16 protein-coding genes and 3 pseudogenes are annotated in these 22,402 nt (G+C 42.3%); 10 read left to right on the forward strand and 9 right to left on the reverse strand.

Annotation, left to right across the window (positions count from 1 at the left end):
* Positions 1-32 precede the first annotated feature (32 nt).
* From I8752_RS15965 to I8752_RS15975, 3 genes are all read left to right on the forward strand, one after another.
* Positions 33-665, forward strand: coding sequence for a bifunctional 4-hydroxy-2-oxoglutarate aldolase/2-dehydro-3-deoxy-phosphogluconate aldolase (locus tag I8752_RS15965; protein WP_214433314.1), 633 nt, complete (start codon positions 33-35; stop codon positions 663-665).
* Between the two features lie 107 nt (positions 666-772).
* Entirely contained in the window at positions 773-1,285 is a 513-nt protein-coding gene (locus tag I8752_RS15970; RefSeq protein ID WP_214433315.1) for a L,D-transpeptidase, read from the forward strand.
* 581 nt (positions 1,286-1,866) lie between these two features.
* On the forward strand, positions 1,867-2,382 hold the full coding sequence (locus I8752_RS15975; RefSeq protein WP_214433299.1) for a L,D-transpeptidase: 516 nt from the start codon (positions 1,867-1,869) through the stop codon (positions 2,380-2,382).
* Positions 2,383-2,796: 414 nt separating this feature from the next.
* Here I8752_RS15975 and I8752_RS15980 read toward each other — a convergent pair whose 3' ends face one another.
* Positions 2,797-3,015, reverse strand: a complete 219-nt coding sequence (locus I8752_RS15980) for a hypothetical protein (protein WP_214433300.1) — start codon at positions 3,013-3,015, stop codon at positions 2,797-2,799.
* Positions 3,016-3,532: 517 nt separating this feature from the next.
* On the opposite strand from I8752_RS15980, the gene uvsE reads away from it, so the two are divergent.
* Entirely contained in the window at positions 3,533-4,489 is a 957-nt protein-coding gene (gene uvsE, locus I8752_RS15985; RefSeq protein ID WP_214433301.1) for a UV DNA damage repair endonuclease UvsE, read from the forward strand.
* A 51-nt stretch (positions 4,490-4,540) separates the two neighbouring features.
* Positions 4,541-6,139, forward strand: coding sequence for an Hsp70 family protein (locus tag I8752_RS15990; RefSeq protein WP_214433302.1), 1,599 nt, complete (start codon positions 4,541-4,543; stop codon positions 6,137-6,139).
* Between the two features lie 351 nt (positions 6,140-6,490).
* Here the strand turns inward: I8752_RS15990 and I8752_RS15995 are convergent, their stop codons facing one another.
* From I8752_RS15995 to I8752_RS16015, 5 genes and pseudogenes are all read right to left on the reverse strand, one after another.
* A complete protein-coding gene (locus I8752_RS15995) occupies positions 6,491-7,177 on the reverse strand; it encodes a PHP domain-containing protein (RefSeq protein ID WP_214433303.1) in 687 nt (228 codons plus the stop codon).
* 441 nt (positions 7,178-7,618) lie between these two features.
* Positions 7,619-8,752 (reverse strand): AIR synthase related protein, encoded by a 1,134-nt coding sequence (locus I8752_RS16000; RefSeq protein WP_214433304.1) that lies wholly within the window; start codon positions 8,750-8,752, stop codon positions 7,619-7,621.
* Positions 8,753-8,918: 166 nt separating this feature from the next.
* Positions 8,919-9,125, reverse strand: a complete 207-nt coding sequence (locus I8752_RS16005) for a hypothetical protein (protein WP_214433305.1) — start codon at positions 9,123-9,125, stop codon at positions 8,919-8,921.
* Between the two features lie 262 nt (positions 9,126-9,387).
* Positions 9,388-9,990, reverse strand: a complete 603-nt coding sequence (locus tag I8752_RS16010) for a superoxide dismutase [Fe] (RefSeq protein ID WP_214433306.1) — start codon at positions 9,988-9,990, stop codon at positions 9,388-9,390.
* Between the two features lie 357 nt (positions 9,991-10,347).
* Positions 10,348-10,677, reverse strand: a pseudogene (locus tag I8752_RS16015) (superoxide dismutase); the annotation flags it as partial.
* Positions 10,678-10,731: 54 nt separating this feature from the next.
* Here I8752_RS16015 and I8752_RS16020 point away from each other — a divergent pair.
* Positions 10,732-10,992 (forward strand): annotated as a pseudogene (locus I8752_RS16020) (DUF3370 family protein); the annotation flags it as partial.
* A gap of 48 nt (positions 10,993-11,040) precedes the next feature.
* Here I8752_RS16020 and I8752_RS16025 read toward each other — a convergent pair.
* The 3 genes from I8752_RS16025 to I8752_RS16035 form a co-directional block, all read right to left on the reverse strand.
* Positions 11,041-11,346, reverse strand: coding sequence for a small RNA NsiR4-regulated ssr1528 family protein (locus I8752_RS16025; protein WP_214433307.1), 306 nt, complete (start codon positions 11,344-11,346; stop codon positions 11,041-11,043).
* A 450-nt stretch (positions 11,347-11,796) separates the two neighbouring features.
* Positions 11,797-13,395 carry a bifunctional pantoate--beta-alanine ligase/(d)CMP kinase gene (locus I8752_RS16030; protein ID WP_214433308.1) on the reverse strand — a complete coding sequence of 533 codons (1,599 nt, stop codon included), beginning with the start codon at positions 13,393-13,395 and terminating at the stop codon, positions 11,797-11,799.
* 174 nt (positions 13,396-13,569) lie between these two features.
* The gene (locus I8752_RS16035; protein ID WP_214433309.1) at positions 13,570-14,664 is read right to left on the reverse strand and encodes a septal ring lytic transglycosylase RlpA family protein; all 1,095 of its coding nucleotides are present in this window, start codon (positions 14,662-14,664) and stop codon (positions 13,570-13,572) included.
* A gap of 797 nt (positions 14,665-15,461) precedes the next feature.
* Here I8752_RS16035 and glsA point away from each other — a divergent pair.
* The 4 genes and pseudogenes from glsA to I8752_RS16055 all read left to right on the forward strand — a co-directional run bounded on the left by glsA (position 15,462) and on the right by I8752_RS16055 (position 22,388).
* Complete coding sequence (glsA, locus tag I8752_RS16040; RefSeq protein WP_214433310.1) at positions 15,462-16,454, forward strand: glutaminase A; 993 nt, start codon at positions 15,462-15,464, stop codon at positions 16,452-16,454.
* Between the two features lie 402 nt (positions 16,455-16,856).
* A complete protein-coding gene (locus tag I8752_RS16045) occupies positions 16,857-20,360 on the forward strand; it encodes an NACHT N-terminal Helical domain 1-containing protein (protein ID WP_214433311.1) in 3,504 nt (1,167 codons plus the stop codon).
* 454 nt (positions 20,361-20,814) lie between these two features.
* Positions 20,815-21,393, forward strand: a pseudogene (locus I8752_RS16050) (2Fe-2S iron-sulfur cluster-binding protein); the annotation flags it as partial.
* A complete protein-coding gene (locus I8752_RS16055) occupies positions 21,390-22,388 on the forward strand; it encodes an FAD binding domain-containing protein (RefSeq protein WP_214433313.1) in 999 nt (332 codons plus the stop codon). The pseudogene I8752_RS16050 and the gene I8752_RS16055, both read left to right, overlap by 4 nt.
* Positions 22,389-22,402: the final 14 nt, after the last annotated feature.

Below are 22,402 nucleotides of genomic sequence, written 5' to 3' on the forward strand. Positions count from 1 at the left end.
ATCCCCAGTCCCCAGTCCCCAATCCCCAAAAAATGCCTAATCAATTTTGGTTATCACAGTTGCAAAAACACCGAGCGATCGCAGTCATCCGCGCCCCAACGTTTGAATTGGGACAGCAAATGGCAATGGCTGTGGCATCTGGGGGAATGCAGCTAATTGAGATTACCTGGAATAGCGATCGCGCCGCCGAATTAATTAGTCTATTAAGTTACAAATTACCTGACTGTACTATCGGCACTGGTACGCTGTTCGATGTCCAACAATTGCAAGCTGCGATCGCAGCTGGGGCACAGTTCCTGTTCACACCCCATGTCGATCCGGCAATGATTCAAGCCGCAGTCGAAAAAGATATTGCTATTATCCCCGGTGCGCTCACCCCCACAGAAATTATCACTGCTTGGACTCAAGGCGCTAGCTGCATAAAGGTATTCCCCGTACAAGCGGTGGGAGGGGCTAGCTATATCAAAAGTTTACAAGGGCCTCTAGGTCACATTCCTTTGATTCCCACTGGTGGCGTTACCCTAAACAATGCCAAAGAATTTTTACAAGCAGGGGCAATTGCCGTGGGTTTGAGCAGCGAATTATTTCCTAAACATCTACTAAAAGATAGAAATTGGCAAGCGATCGCCCAGCAGGCAAGTCACCTCACCCGACAGTTAGAATAGTTTAGAATAAAATTATACTTAACCATACTTATAGGAATCATAGGCTAGAAAGTCAGTTCGATATCCGAACAATTTCTCTAAGCCTTGTCGTGTGAGAGGATATTATGATGAAAAGTCCGATTAATACTGACTGGACGCGTCAATTAAAACTATTTCTAGCTGGTACTGCACTGTCTTTGAGTGCGCTGGGTGTTGGAACTGGTCAAGTTTGGGCAGTTTCAAACAAACAAATAATACAGCAATCTATTCAAACTTTACAAAAATCAGATCGACGCTGGATTCAAATTAATCTCTCAAAGCAGCGATTAATAGCTTGGGAAGGTGGAAAACAAGTTTATGCCGTCTTGATTTCCTCTGGCAAAAAATCCACGCCAACTCGCGTTGGCACTTTTAAAATTCAATCTAAGTATAAGTCTACCCGAATGCAGGGAGAAGACTACAACGTTCCTAACGTTCCTTATGCGATGTTTTACCAAGGAAATTATGGTATTCATGGTGCATACTGGCATAAACGTTTTGGCACTCCAGTCAGCCACGGTTGCGTCAACATGGCCCCAAATCATGCGAAGTGGTTATATGAATGGGCATCATTAGGAACACCAGTAGTAATTCAAAAGTAGTAAGTAGGGAGTGGGGAGAGAAAATAATTTCAAAGGTTTCTTTCCCTATACATTTTTTGAATTTAGACGAAACAAAAAGCTATTTAAGCGAAATCGAAATTATTAGAAATCAAGACTATTGAGCGATTTATCAGGAAAAGTCTACAAGCAATCTCCGGACTTAGAATAACTGAAACTGAAATAAATAATAGAAGAGAAGACTCATACTGTCTGTGCTAAAGAAATAAGCGTAAATCCTGAAAGCTCCTATTTGACATAACTAGAGTAAGTTATTGATTAAGGAAGTTTAGCTCTAATCAATTTGGCAGTGCGATCGCAGTTACCAGCTAATGCATACCTATGCAAATCTGCAAACGATGGATGTCTGCGAAAAGCCACAAAAAGCGTCTACGCATTGTGTCTGATTGATTAGGGCAAAATGTGCCAATTCCAGGGAGTTGGGTAAGAACTTTGTGGGGAATTGCAACACTGAATTCCTAATTTGGCATGAGAGCTTCGTTTACCTCCAAGAAGCCTCTTTGCGTTTTAGGACTTCTCTCAATCTGCTGAAACAAGCAAACTTCACCAAAAGGGCGATCGATATGCAAGGTTGGATACGTTGCTCAAAAATCTGTACGGGTGCAGTGTTGATAATGGCAGCTTTAGTTTCTTGCTTACCACCAATAGCAGGTGAGCTAAATTCTGCCACAGCCAGCGCCGCATCAGTAGATAATAACAGCATCACTATCGCTCAACAAAAATCCCAACCTCGGAGAATTGAAATCGACTTATCCGAGCAACGCTTAAGAGCATGGGAAGGTGAAAAATTAGTGTATTCCTTCCGAATTTCCACAGGAAAGCGTTTAACTCCCACACCTATAGGTAGCTTTGAGATTAATTCTAAGTATCGTACTAATCGAATGCGAGGCAGGGACTACGATATTCCTGATGTCCCTTATACAATGTATTTTTATCGTGGTTATGCCATTCACGGTGCTTACTGGCATAACCGTTTCGGGACTCCAGTTAGTCATGGTTGCGTGAATTTGCCAGTAAAACAGGCTCGCAAGCTTTACAACTGGTCTCCTGTAGGAACTTTAGTAGTAGTGCATAGGTAGAGTGCTGAGTGCTGAGTGCTGAGTAGAGACGCAATTAATCGCGTTCCTCATCCCCCTCATCTCCCTCATCCCCCTCACTCCTCTTAACACCAAAAAGATCGCAAATTAAAAATCGGGGTAATTCTTAGGATTCAGAATTATCCCGACTTTTTAAATGCAAAAGATATAGACGCACTCTCTGGCGCACCTCCAATTGCAATCAATTGTGTTCTACTTCATGTCCATTTCTCAATCTTGACGAAACTAGCGCCAACTAAGATGGATTCCTGATATAAGTAGGTGGACATAATTAAGTGTAAAATCCCAATCAGTGAAACGCTGTCATAAGCTGGCATTTACCTTCTGCCTTCTGCCTTCTGCCTTCTACTTACAACTATTGTCCGCTGTCTAGAATACTGCTGGCATCGGAATTGCTTAAGCCCTAGATGTGGGTTTCAAAAATAACCAGGCGACAAAGAATGTAGCCGCTGTAAATAGTTGCGTCAAATCCAAAGCAGATAGATAGCCATCTGCGAATGAAGCAATACTGCGATCTGTAATACCAAATACCCAAGATGAGAGGCCAAACAGCCAAATCCCATTTTTGAGATATCCTACGAATTCCTTAGAGTCTGATGTTTGCTGGTCTTTCATGATCCTCTATGTTTTTGGTGAAGAATCTGTCTATTTATGAGAAATGCTGCAAATAAAAACTTTTTTGACTCCTGGGATTGGATCTATACCTATATTAATAAATATTTCAGAGACTTGACTTCACTACCCAAAGGTACATATGGCTATCTTGACATTCTTCCTTTGATTCTGTCATCGCCAAAAGACTATAGCGCTTGAATTTGCGAACTTCTCAGTATTGGTGTTGTATACTTACTTTATATAAACATTATATAACTATATAAAAGTTTATTTATCTATGTATAAAATATTTCTTTAGGTAGATGTATTTTCAAACCTTTATCAAAAGAGTACTCCGATCGCCTGGAAGATGTACGTACCCACGACGTTCTGTTAGCCTAAACTCTGTCTGCATTGAGCAAAAAAGTTAAGGAGATGCAAGATATATTTATCTTGAGACTTCTTCCTTTAGATACTGCTCATTTAGGGGCAAAACTTAGTTCAATCAAGGAAGGATAAAAGTTAATCAATTTAGTTAATGACCGCAATCCAGTTCCAAAATTCATCTGAGACACAGCAAGGACAAAAAAATACTTGGCCGCACTTAGGGTTAGTTTGTATAACCTTTTCCAAACAAGTACGCTTTCGGACAATAACGCGCACGCGCTATTTGAAACTCTCGGATGTCGAACGTGAAAGCGCTCTAAGAGAACTGTATCGGCATAACTTACAATGTTTGCACAATGCTCTATCCTTTTGTCAGGAAAACAAAATTAGGCTGTATCGTATGCCCTCTGGGTTATTTCCCATGAGCGATCTAGAAGACGAAATCGGCGCGAACATCTTAGAAGAAATGAGCGCGGATTTGAGCAAAATCGGTCAAAGAGCGCAAGCATTAGACATCAGAATGGTACTGCATCCAGATCAATTTGTAGTCCTGAGTTCCGATTCTCCCGAAGTGGTGCGAAATAGTATCAAAATTCTAGAAGGGCAGGCTCTTACACTTGACTTGCTCGGCTTACCGCGATCGCCTTGGTCGTTGATGAATATTCATGGTGGTAAATCTCAACGCGCCGAACAACTAATAAAGGTGATTTCGCAACTACCAGAAGCAATTAAAAGCCGTTTGACCTTCGAGAACGACGAATACGCTTACAGCAGCGAAGAAATTTTAGCAGTGTGTCAACAAGCTGGCGTACCAATGGTATTCGATGCCCACCATCATATTTGCCACGAGAACTTAGACAGTTATAATCATCCCAGCGTAGCATTGATATTTTACGCAGCGCGAGAAACTTGGGCAAACCCAGATTGGCAATTAGTACATATTTCCAACGGCGAACAAGCTTTTAATGACAGAAAACACAGCGACTTAATTACCGCTATGCCTGATGTCTACCACCAAGCACCGTGGATAGAAGTCGAAGCTAAACATAAAGAAGAAGCGATCGCTCATTTGCGTTCTTGGTGGTTAATAGAGAATAATCACAAATGAAGCAACTCATTGGCCTCACAAGTGTCTTGGTGTGAAATCATCAATTAAGATATGGCGATCGCAATCGATTTTGGAACTAGCAACACAGTTATTGCTCGCTGGAATCCTGTTACCCAGCAGGCGGAAACCCTTAGTTTACCTGGATTATCAATTCAGCAAAGTCTGAATCCCCCATTGATTCCCAGCTTAGTTTATGTAGAAAATGCCTCGCAAGATAAAGTTTTAGTAGGGCAACAAGTACGCGATCGCGGTCTTGACCTCAAAGGCGAAGCGCGATTTTTCCGCAGTTTTAAACGCGGTATTGGTGCAGATATCCAAGGTTTCTTACCTGAACTAGATGGACAAATCGTCACATTTGAAAGAGTAGGGCAATGGTTCCTCACTCAAGCGATTGAACAACTAGTACCCCAAGAAGGCGGCTTAGATTCCCTAGTGCTAACTGTACCTGTAGATAGCTTTGAAGCTTATCGTCACTGGTTGGGTCAAGTTTGCCAAGGACTCAATGTCGAACAAGTGCGGATGTTAGACGAACCCACAGCCGCCGCTTTGGGTTATGGCTTGGCAGATAAAGAAATTATTTTAGTCATTGACTTTGGTGGCGGTACTTTGGATTTGTCCCTTGTGCAGTTGAATAAAGGCGCGCAAGGAACTACAAAGCCTGTGGGATTTCTACTAAAGTGGGGTAATAAATCCCTGGCAGAAAACTCCAAACAAAAGATGAAAACTGCCCGCGTACTAGCGAAAGCTGGGCAAAATTTAGGCGGTACTGATATTGATAATTGGTTAGTAGATTACTTTGTCAAAACTCAAGGGTTGACAGTCAGTCCTTTGACAACGCGACTGGCAGAAAAATTGAAAATTCAGCTATCAACTCAAACCCAAGCCAGTGAAGTTTATTTCGATGATGAAACATTTGAAAGCTATGAACTGGAATTAAACCGCGACAGTTTAGAAAATATCCTCAAAGAACATGCATTTTTCGATCTACTGGATGAGTCGATGACAGCGCTGTTGCAGCAAGCACGCAGACAGGGAATAGAACTTGCAGATATCAACGCCGTTTTATTAGTTGGCGGAACCGTGCAATTGCCGACTGTGCAGACATGGGTAAAGCAGTATTTCGAGCCAGAAAAAATCCGGTGCGAACGTCCCTTTGAAGCGATCGCTCAAGGTGCTTTACAGTTAGCTCAAGGCGTAGAAATCAAAGACTTTCTCTACCATAGTTATGGTATCCGCTATTGGAACCGCCGCATTCAGCGCCACAACTGGCATCCAATAATTAAAGCTGGACAGCCATATCCCATGAGTCAGCCAGTGGAATTAGTCTTAGGTGCTTCCTTGGAGAATCAACCTAGCATCGAACTCATTATGGGGGAATTGGGAGTAGACACAGGCGGTGTTGAAGTGTATTTTGATGGCGATCGCTTAATTACCCGTCGTCTTGATAGTGGTGAAATTAGCGTCAAACCCCTCAACGATAAAGACGGTGCTAGAAGTATCGCTCAACTGACACCTCCAGGATATCCCGGAAGCGATCGCATTAAAGTTCTGTTTCAAGTTGATGAGCAACGCTTTTTACGAATCACTGTTGAGGATTTATTAACAAATGACACACTTTTAGAAAATCAACTAGTAGCACAGTTGAGTTAAATATATAGCTGGTGACTGGGGACTGGTGACTGGGTGAAAAGTCTTTTTGTGTCTAGGTTCGATCGTCTGTTAATGTCCTAACACTACTGGCGATCGTTATAAATACAAGCGCAACAAATCAAAAGTAAAAATTATTAAGTATTACGTTTTTGGGCATTGCACAATCGAAGGATAGCTCTTATATCATGTCCGGTAAATCACTTATAATTACGAATTCTCCCTTGTCCCCGCGTCTCGCCATCTCCGCGTCACCCTTATCGTAACTGGAGTAGCGCATCTTGCCTGCTGCACAAAGATAACAAGCCCCTGGCTGTTTGAACCAGGAGTGTTAATAAAGCCTAGCCGTATCATTTACAAACGTTGTAGCAAGTTTAAACCGTGGGTATCAGTACCGCAAGTATTAAAAAGACCATACTCACTAGCCAACTTTTGCACTTGTTGTGATTCTAAGGCACTTGGTCTCCAAGGTGAAGGGTTGTTGTAAGCGTAGAAAGTTTCAACGCCATCAATCCCGTTTTTAGCCGCAGCCGGAATTAAGTCTAAATGCGATCGCCGATAACGAGCTGGATGAGCGAGTACTGCCAATCCCCCAGCCTCATGAATAGCAGCAATCACGTTGATTGCCTCATATTCTTTGCCTGTAGTCGGCTTTCTTTGCAGATAAGGTTTAATGCTAGAGTGTTCGATATCGAAAGCGTAAGCCAAAATGTGAACTTCATTTTCTAAAAGATTGGCATTAATTTCTGTCCCAGTCCACAGGTGGGGAATATTAGCATTACTATTGTGCCGTTGCCAATCGTCCAACCAAACTCGTGCTGCTTGATACCCATTAATACAGTGATGATCGGTGATGGCTAAACCTTGTAAACCGATCGCGATCGCCTGCTCCATTAATACATTTGGCTGCAACCTGCCATCTGAGTGGACAGTGTGCATATGAAAATTGAATAACTTGGGACAACTTTGTGCATCAATTCTTTGGAATACTTGCTTTAGCAGTTCGGTGGAAGCAGACGTTTGAGCAAAATTTACGACCATAACCCCCTCTGAAAAAAGTACGTAATTCTCTCTACACACCAACACCCCACATCCATAGATGGGAAATTACCCAGGCTCTAAACTAGTTTTAGAGGCTATTATCTCAGCTTAATCAGCTAAATTTTTCGATATGTTAAGACTACGTTAGCAAATCTCAATAATTATGGTCATGAGTATTTCCGATTGCTTATATAAATTAAGTAAGAAATATTTCAAAAATTTATTTAGATACTGAGATAATACAGCGTTTTTCAGGTAAATGAAGTACATAAGTAGGGGCGCTGTTACGTTCGCCCTTACAATTATCTGTAACTCACCAATTTGAAATATGCTGTAAGTAAAATTTAGTCAACAAGAGGTTTAGAGAAGGAAACTTCAACAAAAAACTATCCTTTACCATCAATTGTTGACTGTCATTTATTTAATAGTGCTTGCAAATTACTATGCTCCTCGCGCAATTCCAAAGGATTCTCCTTTCAACGTCACTCCAAGCGGTGCTACCACCACCTCGCGGGTAGGAGAGGCTTCAACTCGTCCGGCGATCGCAGCCGCAAGCTGATATTCTTTTGCAAGACTGACGATTCTCTCTGCATCCTGCTGCGACTGAGTATAGAACGCAAATCCCGCTCCGTAATTAAACACAGAAAGCATCATTGCTGGCCCGCCTTCAAGATGACGTTCGGCAAACGTAAATAGCTCAGGTACGGGTAGCATCGTTTCGATAACGTACCGTAGCGGCTTCGCGGAGCGCATCAGCTTTTGCCATCCATGGCCAGTAATGTTCTCCATCGCAGTCGGGATAATTCCCTCACGCAGTAACGCTTGCACGAGTGGGGTATAAAGATGTGAAGCGGCGTTCATTGCCTCCCATAACTCCCGCCCACTCGGAAGTTTTGTTCTGTAGCCATCGGGGAGGGACTCAGCAAGTTTTCGCAATGGAGTAAAGCCGTTTTCATGGGGGCCTGAACTTTCGACGAGAACAATCGTATTTCCAGCAGATAGACGCGAACTATCAACGGGAGCGACACCAGGCGGCATAATTCCAAAAACTGAGCCTGCAATATCAAGCCGACCGGAAATCATCTTAGTTTTTAGTTGAGGAGTTTCCCCAGAAAGATAGACGCATCCTACTCGTTTGCACCCCTCGACGACTCCATCGAGAAACCCGTCCAGAAATGCAGGCGTAAAGACAGTTTCAGGAGTACTCGACGGTAAATATAAACCAAGCAGTACAGTTTGCATCCCGGAAGATGCGGCATCGTTCGTTAGACAAGAGATAATCTTGATACCGATATTCCACCAGAAGCGACGCAATTCTTCTTCACTCAGGTCATCAGGTCGGGTATCGTCTGCGGTTCCAAGTCCTTCAGGGACAAGTGTTACAGAAAGTTGTTGATTTCCCGCCGCCATGAATGGAGCGAGGTTAAAACTGAAAGCATTGGCACTTCCTCCAAGGCTAGACTCGGACACCACGCCATAGGAGCTTGCAAAGCTCAGAGTCCGTTTTGCAGCTTCGATGAAGCGTCGCTTTGCAGCATCGAGAGTATCGTAATCGACTTGATCGACTTGAGCCATCAGGTTGTGTTTGAAGTTAGGAGTTAGTTGTCAGTTGTCGTACAGACGCGATTAATCGCGTCTGTGCAAGAGTCAGTTGTCATTGGGGGAACCACCAAGACCGGACTGCCTCCCCGCAGTGGCTCCTCAGCACTCAGCACTCAGCACTTTGCTATAACTCCTAACTTTAAAAGACTTCATCTTCTATACCGCGCCACCATTCACCTAAATTCATCAAATCTTGGTGGAGGTCTGCTAACTCGTCAGCATAGGTATCTGATGAAATTAAGTGTCGGCGTTCTTGTAATTTCTTGAGGCGCAGTTGTACTAATAGCCAAGGTTTGGCAATACTATCTGTTGCTTCTAAGTACTGTGCTAGTTGTTTGCTGTTCATGTATTGTATATTTTATTTTTATTTCACTACTTTTTAATATACATTTAGACAGTTTCAAAAGACGAAAGTTAATCTTTTTACTTACTGTGTTAATAAGAATGCTCAAAGGAGCAAAAACAGTCACGGTTCTTACCCGTGACTGTTGCTAATACTCGTAATTCCACTAACTTCGGCTTTACATCTTGTAAAAAGCCAGTATTACCGCTAATGTCTAAAACCTTTACAGAACTTAATTACAAATTACGAATTTTGTGAAATGGTACTAGGCTTTAGCGTAATTTTCAGCAGCGAATTCCCAGTTGAGCAATTGGTCTAAGAAGTTCTTGATGAACGCTGGGCGAGCATTTTTGTAGTCAATGTAGTAGGCATGTTCCCAAACATCCAAGGTTAGGAGTGCCTTTTTACCATGAGCTAGGGGGTTTTCGGCATTTGGTGTTTTGATCACCTTCAGCGTACCACCATCATCAATTAACCAAGCCCATCCACTACCGAACTGAGTTGCAGCGGCGTTAGAGAACTCTTCTTTGAATTTGTCAAAGCTACCAAAGTCTTTATCAATCTTGGTTGCGAGTTCGCCTGTGGGCGTACCACCACCGGCTGGCTTTAAGGAATTCCAGAAGAAAGTGTGATTCCACACTTGAGCTGCGTTGTTGAAGACTCCTGTCTTAGAGGAGTCGTTGAAGGAAGTTTTGATCACTTCTTCTAGAGGTTTATCAGCTAGTTCTGTTCCTTCGACGAGCTTGTTAAGGTTATCTACATAAGCTTTGTGATGCTTACCATAGTGATACTCGAAAGTCTCACCTTTCATGCCATAAGGCTCTAGAGCATTGAAATCATAGGGTAAGGGGAACTGTGAAAATGCCATTTTGTGAAATCCTCTCTTTACTGTTTTCCAGTTTTCAGCTATTGCACAAGCTTAGGAAATGACAGATTTTGTGCCTAGCAGTTTTATTTCCTTAAATGTTGGGATATAAAACTTAACTTTGTCATTTTACTATCAAAGTGAAGATCCAGACAAAATCCTTTTGAAATAAGTCAAATCTCAAGAAATTAACGATTATAGATAAAAACTGCTAATAGCTTATGACTAATGGCTGATGACGAGAATCTAATAATGAATTAACTAGCTACGTAAAAAAGCAACAGTAGCGCAGTAATCTGTTTACCAGATGGCTGCACTGCCTGATTAATTGTATATCTTGTTTTATTTTCGCCGTGCTATTCAATGTATTGACATCTGCAAGCGTTTGTTAATCTCGTTCCAGTTAACGATGTTCCACCATTGCTTCAGGTACTCTGGACGGCGGTTTTGGTATTTGAGATAATAGGCATGTTCCCAAACATCATTGCCCATAATTGGGAAGCTATTAGATGTTATTGGATTATTTTGGTTAGGCGTACTAGTTATTTCAAACTTATTGTTAGGAGTGCGAACTAGCCAAACCCAACCACTACCAAATTGTTTAGCTCCAGCATCATTAAAGCGCTGTTTAAAAGTTTCAAAGTCGCTAAAATTGTCGTTAATTATATCTGCGATCGCTCCTGTTGATTGGATATTTCTTCCGCCACATTCAACTATTTTCTTGACCTCTGCTTTTATGTTGAAGCTCAAGGTGGCGTGCGTTTTCGTAAACCATCCCTTGATTTTCCGTTTTTTCGAGGCACAGTAAAGTTACGTTATATTGATGACCAAGGACAACAGAAGACGCGCTACGTGCATTTCTGGCACAGAACTGGTCAGGTTTTAGACCCATTGTTGCAGGTTGTAATGCCACCCTCAACTCAGCGTCAGGTGCAAGTAGATTTTATTTACCCCCCAGATTCTACGCCACCTCAAGTCCTGACTGTAAGAACTTTGGAAAAGTAAACAATAAAAAATTAGGAGTTAAAAACTCCTAACTCTTGACTACTAGATTTATTTACCGCTGTAAAAAAAGGCGATTTCTTTCTCTTTGAGGGGGGCAAAACCAGCTTCTTCGAGCATTTTATCGAGTTCTGGTTGGAGAATGTGCTTTGCACCGATTCGCACAATCCGCGATCGCATAGTATTAGATACACCGCTGCGCTGTCTATTTGCTTCTAATGCCATGACTTTGTTATATAACTCTAGCTTCGGAGGCGGAATCGGAGTACCATCAAAATCTATTCCTTGGGCGATCGCTTCGTCAATAGCATCAGCACCTTTAGTTGTGGAATCTACTTGGTTCGTTTCAGCAGGCATGGCAATTTTCTCTTATGTACTACAGGTAAATTTTACCAGCCATGTTGATATTAGAGCCTTTTCAAAATAGCGATCGGGTATCGGGAGGACGAGAGAGGCAGGGGCAATGCTTCTCGGATCAGCACTCTTTATCTCTGATATTGTCTGGGAAAAGGTTAAGCGATGAATTGAAAGCAAGCTTTCCCCTCTCCCTTTTTCAAGTTAGATTCTCAGGATTGCAACAGATTTTCGATAATCTTTGCAACTTATTAAGTAATTTCCTCATATCTTTACTCAATCTTCAATTTATTAATTTTTATAATGGTGAGTAGATACTAACTCACCATTACATTTAGCTAAAAATTAATGGCAAATCGCAGTAAGCACTGGACATAATAATGTAAAATGCCAACTAAAAAAACATTCTCAGAAAGGGACTTATTCCTTCTGAATTCTACCTTCTACTTATTGCTAAGATAAGCGCTGTTGGTAATAGTCAATGATTTGCATTGCAACTTCAGACGCGCTCAAACCATCAGATTGAATTTCAATGGCATCCGCTGCTTTTTGCAAGGGAGAGACTTTACGAGTGCTATCTTTGCGATCGCGTTCGGCAATGTCTCGTTCTAGTTCCTCTAAGCTGACTTGGGGTTGACCAAGTTTTTGAAAGTCTTGCTGTCGTCGGTGGGCGCGTTCGCTGACAGAAGCGGTTAAGAAGATTTTGATTTCGGCATCGGGAAACACATGACTACCGATGTCTCGTCCTTCCGCTACTAAACCGCCTCTTTTACCCCAGATTTGCTGTTGTTTAACTAGTGCTTGCCTAACAGCGCTTTGTGCAGCTATTGCCGACACTTGAGATGTTACTTCTTTTGTGCGAATTGCTTGAGTAACATCAGTATCATTAATCCAAACCCGCACAGGAGATTGTAAATCCTGGCTAGGTGTAAGTTCAATTTTACACTGGTTAACTAATTCAGCGATCGCACACTCATCGTCAATCGCAATACCTTGTTGTAACGCCAGCCAAGTGACAGCACGATACATAGCTCCAGTATCTAAATATATTAGACCTAGTTCTGTTGCCACTTGTCGGGCTACCGTCGATTTTCCAGCTCCGGCCGGACCATCAATAGCTATGATGGGTTGGCGATCGCGCAAGATGATATTATCAATCAACCTTGTAGAACCAAGACGAGCTGCGATCGCCAGCATTCCTTCCCCCTCAACTTTTTCTAAAAACATCAACGTAGTCGGATCGATCAATTCAATATATTCCACTGAGACACTATTCACCATTGCCACTTCTTGCTGTACCACTGCTATCAGCTTGCTACTGTTGCGAACACCTACCTTGAACGCAGCTTCAGCTTGCTGCAAACCGCGATATAACACCGCAGCTTGCTCTTTTTCCTTTGCAGTCAAATATTGATTGCGAGAACTAAGAGCAAGACCAGACGGTTCGCGCCGCGTTGGACAAGCAACAATATCTACTGGCAAATTTAAATCAGCCACTAACCGTTTAATGATAGCTAGTTGCTGACCATCCTTTTGACCGAAGTAGGCTCGGTCAGGCTGTACCAAGTTCAAAAGCTTGGTCACAATCGTAGCCACACCCTGAAAATGGCCTAGCCGAGAGCGACCACACAAACCTGATATCATAGCAGATGGCGGGATTACTTGTGTAAATCGAGATTCTTTTATACTTTTCTCAGCAATTCCCATCTCTTCCGGAGTAGGTGCAAAAATTGCATCTACTCCTGCTTGTTCGCAAAGTTGTCGGTCTAGTTCTAAAGTCCGAGGGTAGCGTTCGTAATCCTCGTTAGGAGCAAATTGCAACGGATTGACGAAAATACTGACAATCACCGTGGAATTTTCTTGACGCGCTCTTTCAATCAAGCTTAAATGACCTTGATGCAACCCTCCCATCGTTGGTATCAAACCAACTGCCGTCTGATACCAGCTAGTCATTTCATCCAGTACTAGACCCTCTAGAACCGCGAGCTGGTTTTGAGAGCAACGTTTAGTTAAATAGCAGCGTAAAGCTGCGATCGTTGTCAACAGGCGCACAAAATACCCCTAGTTCTTATTAAGCCTCTCCCCCGTTAGTTTATATCTGAAATAGCAGAGAAGAGTTGTTTGAACTAGGGGAATTAGGGATTGGGGATCGGCGATTGGGGATTATAAATCAAAGTGATTCCTGGCTAGTTCCCAGTACCTAGTCCCCAGTCCCCAGTCCCTAAATTATCGACCCAAGACTTCGATATGCACTGGTGCAACGCCGCTGCTCATCATTCCCAAAATCCGAGCCGCACCGGCAGACACATCAATAATTCGACCTCGGATGTACGGGCCTCGGTCGTTAATTCGTAGCACCACAGAACGACCATTGCGGGTGTTTGTAACACGGACTTTTGTGCCAAGGGGTAAACTGCGATGAGCGGCAGTCATTGCTTCGGGATTGAATCTCTCACCGCTAGCAGTTTGACTGCCAGAACCGTCATAACCGTAAAAAGAAGCCACGCCTCTGAAAGTCATTATTACATTCTTGGCAATATCTTGTGGTTTTGGTAATGACGGTAAGCGTGTTGGTAAATTAGCAATCTGGGTTATGGGCGATGCATTGCCTATGAGTCTCCGCAAGCGATTGGTTGCTTGCAATGCATCTTGTGCCAGATTCTTGGTGGTATCTGCTAGTCGCGTATCTTCGTTGATTTCCACCAACTCTTGGTTATTGATTTTAATCGTATAGCGCTCGTTTGGCTTTTGTTGGTTAGAGGTACTTTTGTTCTCACCTTGATTCGCAACAGTGGATTTGTCTTCCTTCCAACTTACGGTAATTTGCCGAGCGTCTACATTTTCTCTGATTAGCTGGTTGATCTTAGCTGCTATTAAACTAGCTCTTTGAACCGGGTCATTATTGAGTGAGCTATCTTGGTTGCTTGCATCCGTTAAATTGCCAACGCTTGCCACTTTTACTGAGTTGTCAGCAATAAGGGCGTACTGTTGTACGCCCTTAGCATCTCCAATTACACCAACTTTTTTATCGCTACTTGCAACTGGTTTAGAACTCAAAAATGTTATAACTGGAATATTTCGGATAAACAGAGTTGCCGCCTGACGACCTCCAATGTTGTGAGGATGAATGTTTGTAATCACAGCATCCGAGGTAGATTTCCCTGCTATAGATTGGAACTCTCCTACCTTGACTGCATCACTAACAGGTGATTTCTGGGAAACTCGAACAGTTCCCTTGGTAGTTTGAGTACAACCGACTGAGGGCAGCCCCAAAACAGCCATAGACAGGGCAGCAATAGTCCACAAATGTCTTTGATTCATGCGTCCGATTTTAAAGCGAGTGTAGAACAGCAGTTTCTTGGTTCGTAAGATTTTTCACCTTTTTTGGCGACATAATCCTGGCAACTCGAACTCGTTCCGCTTTCACCTTTTATTTATAACTGCAACAGACTAACACGAAGTTTTGGACTTGGGGATCAGGGTTTTAGCGTAAATCTTGATAGATTCATCAAATTTCAATTCAATTATTGGGGCGAAACCTTTCTCAAACGCGGATTCCAAGTGTGTAACATTTTTTCGATAGGTAAAAGTTTTCTTATTAAAACTTAACATAGTTAACAATTTAATTTGGCTGCTATGCTCTTAAGTAAAAGTGTATTTTAACTAACATATAAAATTTATAAATAATGTTCATAAATTTGACAAATATTAAGTAAAAAATTGAGCATCACAATCAGAGCGATTTTCAAAGAGCGATTCTTAATAATTAAAATATAATCAATTAAATTAAGACTTGCAGACAATATTGTTTGGAATTTTAGTAATGATAATTATCTTCATTTAGTTTTATATATTATTTTCTTATTTAGTGCTAATACTTAAAAAATTATTTTTTTTAGTTATTTAAAAAACTACAATTAGCAGAATAATAGGCAAAAAAAAGTCAGTATTGCGGTAGCAAGTATTTTTTAAAATTGAAAGGGAAAATTGATGAGACAATTGAAAAAGACTTCTAAGCGTTTGTAGGTAAGATAACTAATGTAGCAAAAATAACAATCAATCTTACCTCTGCGAAGTAATTGATAAAGCATGATTTTGTAGAGCAAGCTATTAACCTCATGGGAAAAGCAAATCAAGGAGATTTAGAAATAGTTCCATCGCCATTTTTAGCTTTTCTCAAGGACTTGCATTCCAAGTACAAGTCACTGCAAGAGGGTGCAGTAGCAAACTACATTCCAGAATTGGCTAAGGTAAACCCGGACTTATTCAGCATTTGCATTGTGACTGTGGATGGTCAGCTCTACGAAGTTGGAGATTACGAACAGCTATTTACTATCCAATCTATGTCTAAAGTATTTGCTTACGGGCTGGCTTTAGAAGATCGAGGAAGAGACTATATCTTAACTAAAGTAGGCGTGGAACCTACAGGAGATGCATTTAATGCAATTATCCTTGACGAACAGTCAAAGCGACCTCATAACCCAATGGTAAACGCGGGAGCGATCGCTACTACTAGCTTAATTAAGGGTTCGGGTGCAACAGAACGCCTGAACCGGATGCTAGATATGTTCCGGCGATACATTGGTCGTGATGTGTTTGTTGATATTTCTGTATTTACCTCTGAACGCAGTACCGGACATCGCAACCGCGCCATGGCACATTTGATGCTCAACTTTGGCACGATCGACCAAAATATTGAAGAAGCTTTGGATCTTTATTTTCAGCAGTGTGCTGTAATGGTGAATTGCCGCGACTTAGCGGTAATGGCGGCTACCTTGGCGAACAGAGGTACTAACCCCATCACAGGCGAACAGGCCGTAGATAGCCGTTACATCAAAGATATTCTCAGCGTTATGTACACCTGCGGTATGTACAACTTTGCAGGTGAGTGGGCTTACAAAGTTGGTATTCCTGCTAAGAGTGGTGTTTGTGGCGGGATTTTTGCCGTTGTACCCCAGCAGATGGGAATTGCCGTATTTTCACCCCTACTAGATACGCGTGGTAACAGCGTGCGGGGAGTGAAAGTGTGTGAAGAACTTTCCCAGCATTTGAGTTTACATCTATTTGATTGTTCAAATAATAATTCCTGTCTCTCGAATATTCGATTGTAATTTTTGACTCAGGAAAGAGTGCTTGTGGATGTCATACGTCAAGCACTGCGAAATCATTTAGGTTTAGAGTGAACGGTTAGTTGTCATTCATCTGACAAAGTTAATGGTAGCTGGACTGCGAACCTTTTATAAGTTAAGAAGGACTTTCAAAAATTACAGCCTGAATTTGTCGCAAACACAATTTTTATTTCAATAGTAATCAATTATACTTGTTTTGATTGATAGTTATACTATTTATAAAACTACACTTGACTACGTGTCTGCATGTTAGTGCTATATTGTTCCCCAGCAATAAGTAATACATCGTATTGCTTAATTTATTCTTAATTTATGACGAAAAACGTTTAACTTCCATTTGTATAAATTACATTGAAAATTAAATAATATCTTGTAATTATACTCATGACTGTTGTGCGATCGCTTGTTTCCCTTGTCTGCCCTGCTATAGCAAAGATAATAATTTCTACTTACCTGAAAAATAGCTCATCAGAGAAGGCGGTTGGAGAAGATATAGTAGACAAGCTGAAAAATTTTATTTCAAATCCTAGCGACCAAGAAAAGACACAAAGAAGTATTGAGAAGCTTGCCAAGCAGATAGTAGAAAAGATGCAGCCCATTTTCGACCTGGAAGCTGCAAGCATCAGCCAAGAGAGCCGCACGGCAATTCAACTTGAAATTGCGGAAACATTGCGTCGGGCTGAGGTAACGAGTGAGTTGCTGATGAATTTTAGTCTAGATGTAAAATCCTTAACGGTAAATCTTCACAATGCTTATCCAGAGGCTTGCAAACACTTTAGTCGCAATGAAACTGCCCTCTATGAGCGGATGTTAGAAGAAGTAGGCAGAGGCATTATCGAAGTAGCACCACAATTGAAAGATTTTACACTTGCTGCAACTACAGAGAGTTTACAGCGGTTGGAAGAGATTATTAAACATCTCCAGACATCGCAAGAGCAGTCTCAACAAGAAAAAACTGAGTTTGAAAGCAAATATCGACAAGTCATCATCCGCGAACTAGACCGGATGGAGATGTTTGGTTTGCCGCGAATGGATAACCTTACTGCTCGACAAAGCCTGAGCAAGGCCTACGTTACCTTGTCAGCAATACGGCACAGACGAGAGGAGCAAAATCAAGAGGCAGAAATTATCAGCAGAAAGCTAACGGAAGAAATAGCAGTTCACGCTCAACAGCTCGATAAAATTACCAATTCACGTACATCTCCAGTAGACGAAACCCTTGCTAACTGCCGACGGATAGTGATTCGGGGTGAGGCTGGTGCTGGTAAAAGTACATTTCTCCAATGGCTAGCTGTGCGTGCTGCCAAGCAAGATTTCCCACCTGCCTTAGAGTCTTGGAATCGAATGATACCATTTTTTATTCGGCTAAGGTCTCTGGTAGATAAAGATTTTCCCACACCAGAAGAGTTTCCAAAACTCATTGCTCGTAACATTGCCGAAACGATGCCCAAAGGGTGGGTACATCAATGCCTTAAGGCTGGATATGCATTGGTATTGATTGATGGGGTGGATGAACTGCCACGAAACCAGCGTCAAGATTTTCTCGATGCCCTTACTTGCTTGGTGGCAGACTTTCCCTATGCACGTTATGTTGTCACATCACGTCCTGCTGGGCTAAAGGATGGTCAAGGGGAAAAGTGGCAGGAGTGGGAAACTTGGACAGAGCAAGCAGAATTTCTCAATCTGTCACTACAGTCTATGAGTCCTACTGATATCGAGCAGTTTATTACTCAGTGGCATGAGGCTCTAGCAGCTGCTTATCGTCCAGAAGACGTACAGATTAATTTGCAGAATAAGGCAACCGACCTAAAACGTCTATTGCGTCAACGCCCTGAGTTACGGCGACTGGCAACCACACCATTGTTGTGTGCGATGATTTGTGCGCTGTATCGAGACCGTGGTGAAAATCTGCCTACAGAACGTATCAAGCTTTACCAAGAGTGCATTGATATGCTGTTGAACAGCCGCGATCGCGGACGTAAAATCAAACTCGACCTTGACGAATCTTACCCACGTGGTCTATCCGACAGTCAGAAAATGGCTTTAATTCAATCTTTTGCTTATTGGATGATGCAAAATAATTTTTCTGACGTTGAAGTAGACCGAGTTGATAAACATTTCACCCATCGCCTACCAGGGATGAACCTTCCCAAAGAAGTGACTGGGCAACAGATACGCGCTCTATTTGTGGAAAGAGCAGCACTTTTGCGAGAACCAACTGTTGGAAAAATTGATTTTGCACACCGCACCTTTCAAGAGTTTCTCGCAGCACAGGCAGCACTGAATGAAGATAGTGTTAATGTACTACTGCAACATGCCCACAACGACCAATGGCGGGAGGCAATTATTGTTGCTGCGGGTCTAGGTCGCCCCAGAGAGCGTAAAGAACTGCTCGAAAGGCTGCTCCAGATGGGTAATGAAATGCCAGATAAACGCCATTATTTGCATTTGCTGGCGGTGGCATGTTTGGAAACAACTGTAGAAGTTGACCCTCAGATACGTGCTGAGGTACTTAAACAAGCAGAGGCACTGCTACCTCCCAAAGATGATGACGAGGTGACAATGGTTGCGAGAGCTGGGGATGCGATCGCACCTTTGCTTGCTCCTAAGCCAAACTATTCTGAAGAGGAAACTGCTCGGTGTATACAGGCCTTAGCCAAGATTGGTAGTTCTGCTGCTATGGAAATTTTGGCTGATTATGCAAAAGATACTCGTTATGACTTAAGTGGAGAATTAGGTAAAGCTTGGGATGGTTTTGACCGTGATGCTTATGCTCAGAAGGTACTATCTCATACTAACAAAGTGTATCTCCCTACTCTCGCTTCATCCGAAGGATTTGAGCATCTTAAGCATGTTCAAGAGTTAAGTATACAAAAGCTATCTTTAAAAGATTTGAGTCCACTGCAAAAGCTTATCAATCTTACCAAATTAAGAATACAGCAAATAGATGAAATATGTGATTTAAGTCCATTAGCAGAACTCTCCAAGCTGACTCATTTATTTTTAGGTACTGCTTTCTTAGAAGAAAGTTTTAATTTTGATATTAACACGCTAGCGCTTTTTTCTAATCTGAATTATTTAACCTTAAGTGAGATCACAACTAATGACATCAGCCCATTATGCAGTCTTTCTAATCTCTCTACTCTTATTTTACATAGATCAGAAATAAATGACTTAAGTCCTTTAGTAAAGATACAAAATTTAGTTAGCTTAGGAATTTTTGGTGTTAGTAAAGGTATAGATTATCAGTTTCTAAAGACTATGACCCAGCTGACTACTCTTGGTTTAGGAACAACAGGTATCAGCGACCTAAATTTACTAGCTAACCTTAATAATCTAGAAAGCTTAAATATTCTTGAACATAAAATTAATGATTTCAGTCCTCTTGCCAATCTTTCTAAATTAACGTCACTGAGTATAGGAGCCGTAATTTTTGAGAATATACGTTTATCTGGATCCATGAGAGTTAATAATTCCTTAGAAAAACTATTCAGCTTAAGAGATTTAAGATTAAATCGAACAGGAATAGTAGATATTAGTCTACTTGTTTCCCTTTCCAATCTCACCAATTTAATACTTAGTGGCAATCAAGTTAAAGACCTCAGTCCCTTGGCAAACCTTCCCAATCTTGTTAGTTTGAGTATAGCTGAAGATGGTGTCACTGATATTAGTCCTCTTGTTAATCTTAAAAACTTACGTAGACTATATTTAGGTACAGTGGAAATGCCATTTGAACGTAGTATTTTATATTCCCAAAAGACACCTATCACCGACCTCAGCCCACTTGCTAACCTTCCTAATCTTACAGAATTAGTTTTAGGAAATACAGACGTTACCGACCTTAGCCCGTTAGAAGGATTACCCAATCTTAGAATTAAAATAACCTGAGTTCGGGATAAGGAAAGTATCAACCTAAAGAACCATGCAGGCAAACCATTACCGCGCACAGGATATTGAAAACTTAAATGCGATCGCCAAATCTCAGTTTTAGTGCGTCCTCAAAGTCAGTAATATGACTCGACGTAATTTAACTATTGCAACTCACAGTATTGGTGGATAGATTGTACTTCTTTCGAGTCTTGTTACTGCTGTTTCATCTATGCTCCCTAACCCAAAATACTTTTATCGTGCCTAGTATTATTACTAGACCTCTTGCAAAGTCTCTGTGCATATGGGAGAAGTAGGTAAGAACAAGTAAAATCTCTGACCTAGGAAAAGGTAAAAAATCTCAAACCAGAAGACTTCAAACGCTGATGTGAAGTAAGAAAGTTATCTGTTAAGGGGAGCAGGGGAAGTAGATGAGTCAGCAGCATCTCGTAATTATTCGTAAAGTTAAATAAGTAACCAAGGACAGATGAACGTGCAACTTACTGTTAACGGCGAGCAGCAAACCCTCGATCTTGAGCCACGCGTGACACTCCTAGATGCCCTGCGCGATCGCCTGGGACTAGTGGGGAGCAAAAAAGGATGCGATCGCGGACAATGTGGAGCTTGTACTGTTCTCATTGATGGTCAGCGAGTTTATTCTTGCCTAATTTTGGCAGTCATGCAAGAAGGCAAGCAAATTGTCACCATTGAAGGACTGGCGAAAGATGATACTCTGCATCCGATGCAGGCAGCATTTATCGATAACGATGGCTTCCAGTGCGGCTATTGTACTCCCGGACAAATTTGTGCTTCTGTAGCCTTACTTGATGAAGTCAAACGCGGCTGTGCCAGCGTTGTCACGCTAGATTTAGCTCGTCCCCCACAATTGGCTGAACTTTCCGAGGCAGAAATCAAAGAGCGGTTAAGCGGCAATCTCTGTCGATGCAGCGCTTACAACGGCATTATCGCAGCAGTGCAGCAGGTAGCTGGACAACAACCGCCCTCTCCGGCTGCAACTATGATGGTTGCTGAACCCAAAAAGGCATCCGTATGAACAACTTTACTTACATTCGTGCGGCTTCAGTGAAAGATGCCGTTCAACGGACAACAAACGATAATAATGCCATGTTGATTGCTGGCGGTACGAATTTGGTTGACCGTTTGAAAGTCTTTCTGGACGAGCCATCGCAACTTATCGACATCTCTCGATTAGAGATGAAGCGTATCGAACAAACACCTGAAGGTGGTCTGAGCATTGGAGCGTTGGTCAGCAATACCGCATTGGCGGATCATCCTGATGTTCGCCGCGATTATCCAATCTTGGCTAGGGCAATTCTTGCTGGTGCTTCTCAGCAAATCCGCAATATGGCAACCGTGGGGGGTAATTTACTGCAACGCACTCGCTGTCCTTACTACTACGATACTGCTTTTGCTTGCAACAAACGCCAACCAGGAAGCGGCTGTCCGGCAGCAACGGGCATCAACCGCAGCCATGCCATTCTGGGAGCTAGCGACCAATGTGTAGCAGTTCAACCCTCGGATATGTGTGTCCCGCTGGCGGCCCTAGATGCAATCGTTGTGGTGGAAGGCCTCAAAGGAAAACGCCAGATCCCATTTACAGACTTTCACCGACTACCAGAAAACACACCCCAGCGAGACACAAACTTAGAGGCTGGTGAGGTGATTACTTCTGTGATTTTACCGCCAGTGCCCTTTGCCAAATCGGGAGTTTATTTAAAGTTACGCGATCGCGCTTCCTATGCCTTTGCATTGATTTCGGTAGCGGCTGCCGTTGACTTAGCAAACGAGCAAATTCAAGATGTGCGTTTGGCAATGGGTGGCGTAGCTCATAAACCTTGGCGAGCAACAGAAGCAGAAAAGTTTTTAATTGGCAAACCTGCCAATGCTGCAACGTTTCAACAGGCAGCAGAAATTGCCCTAGAAGGAGCCAAGCCATTAACTCATAACAGTTTCAAAGTTGAGTTAGCCAAACGGGCAATTCGCCGCGCCCTTGCGGTTTCAACCAAAGGAGGAGGCGTAGGGGAGTAGGGGGAGTAGGGGGA

Source organism: Dendronalium phyllosphericum CENA369 (assembly GCF_016056275.1).
Classification (GTDB): Bacteria; Cyanobacteriota; Cyanobacteriia; order Cyanobacteriales; family Nostocaceae; genus Dendronalium; species Dendronalium phyllosphericum.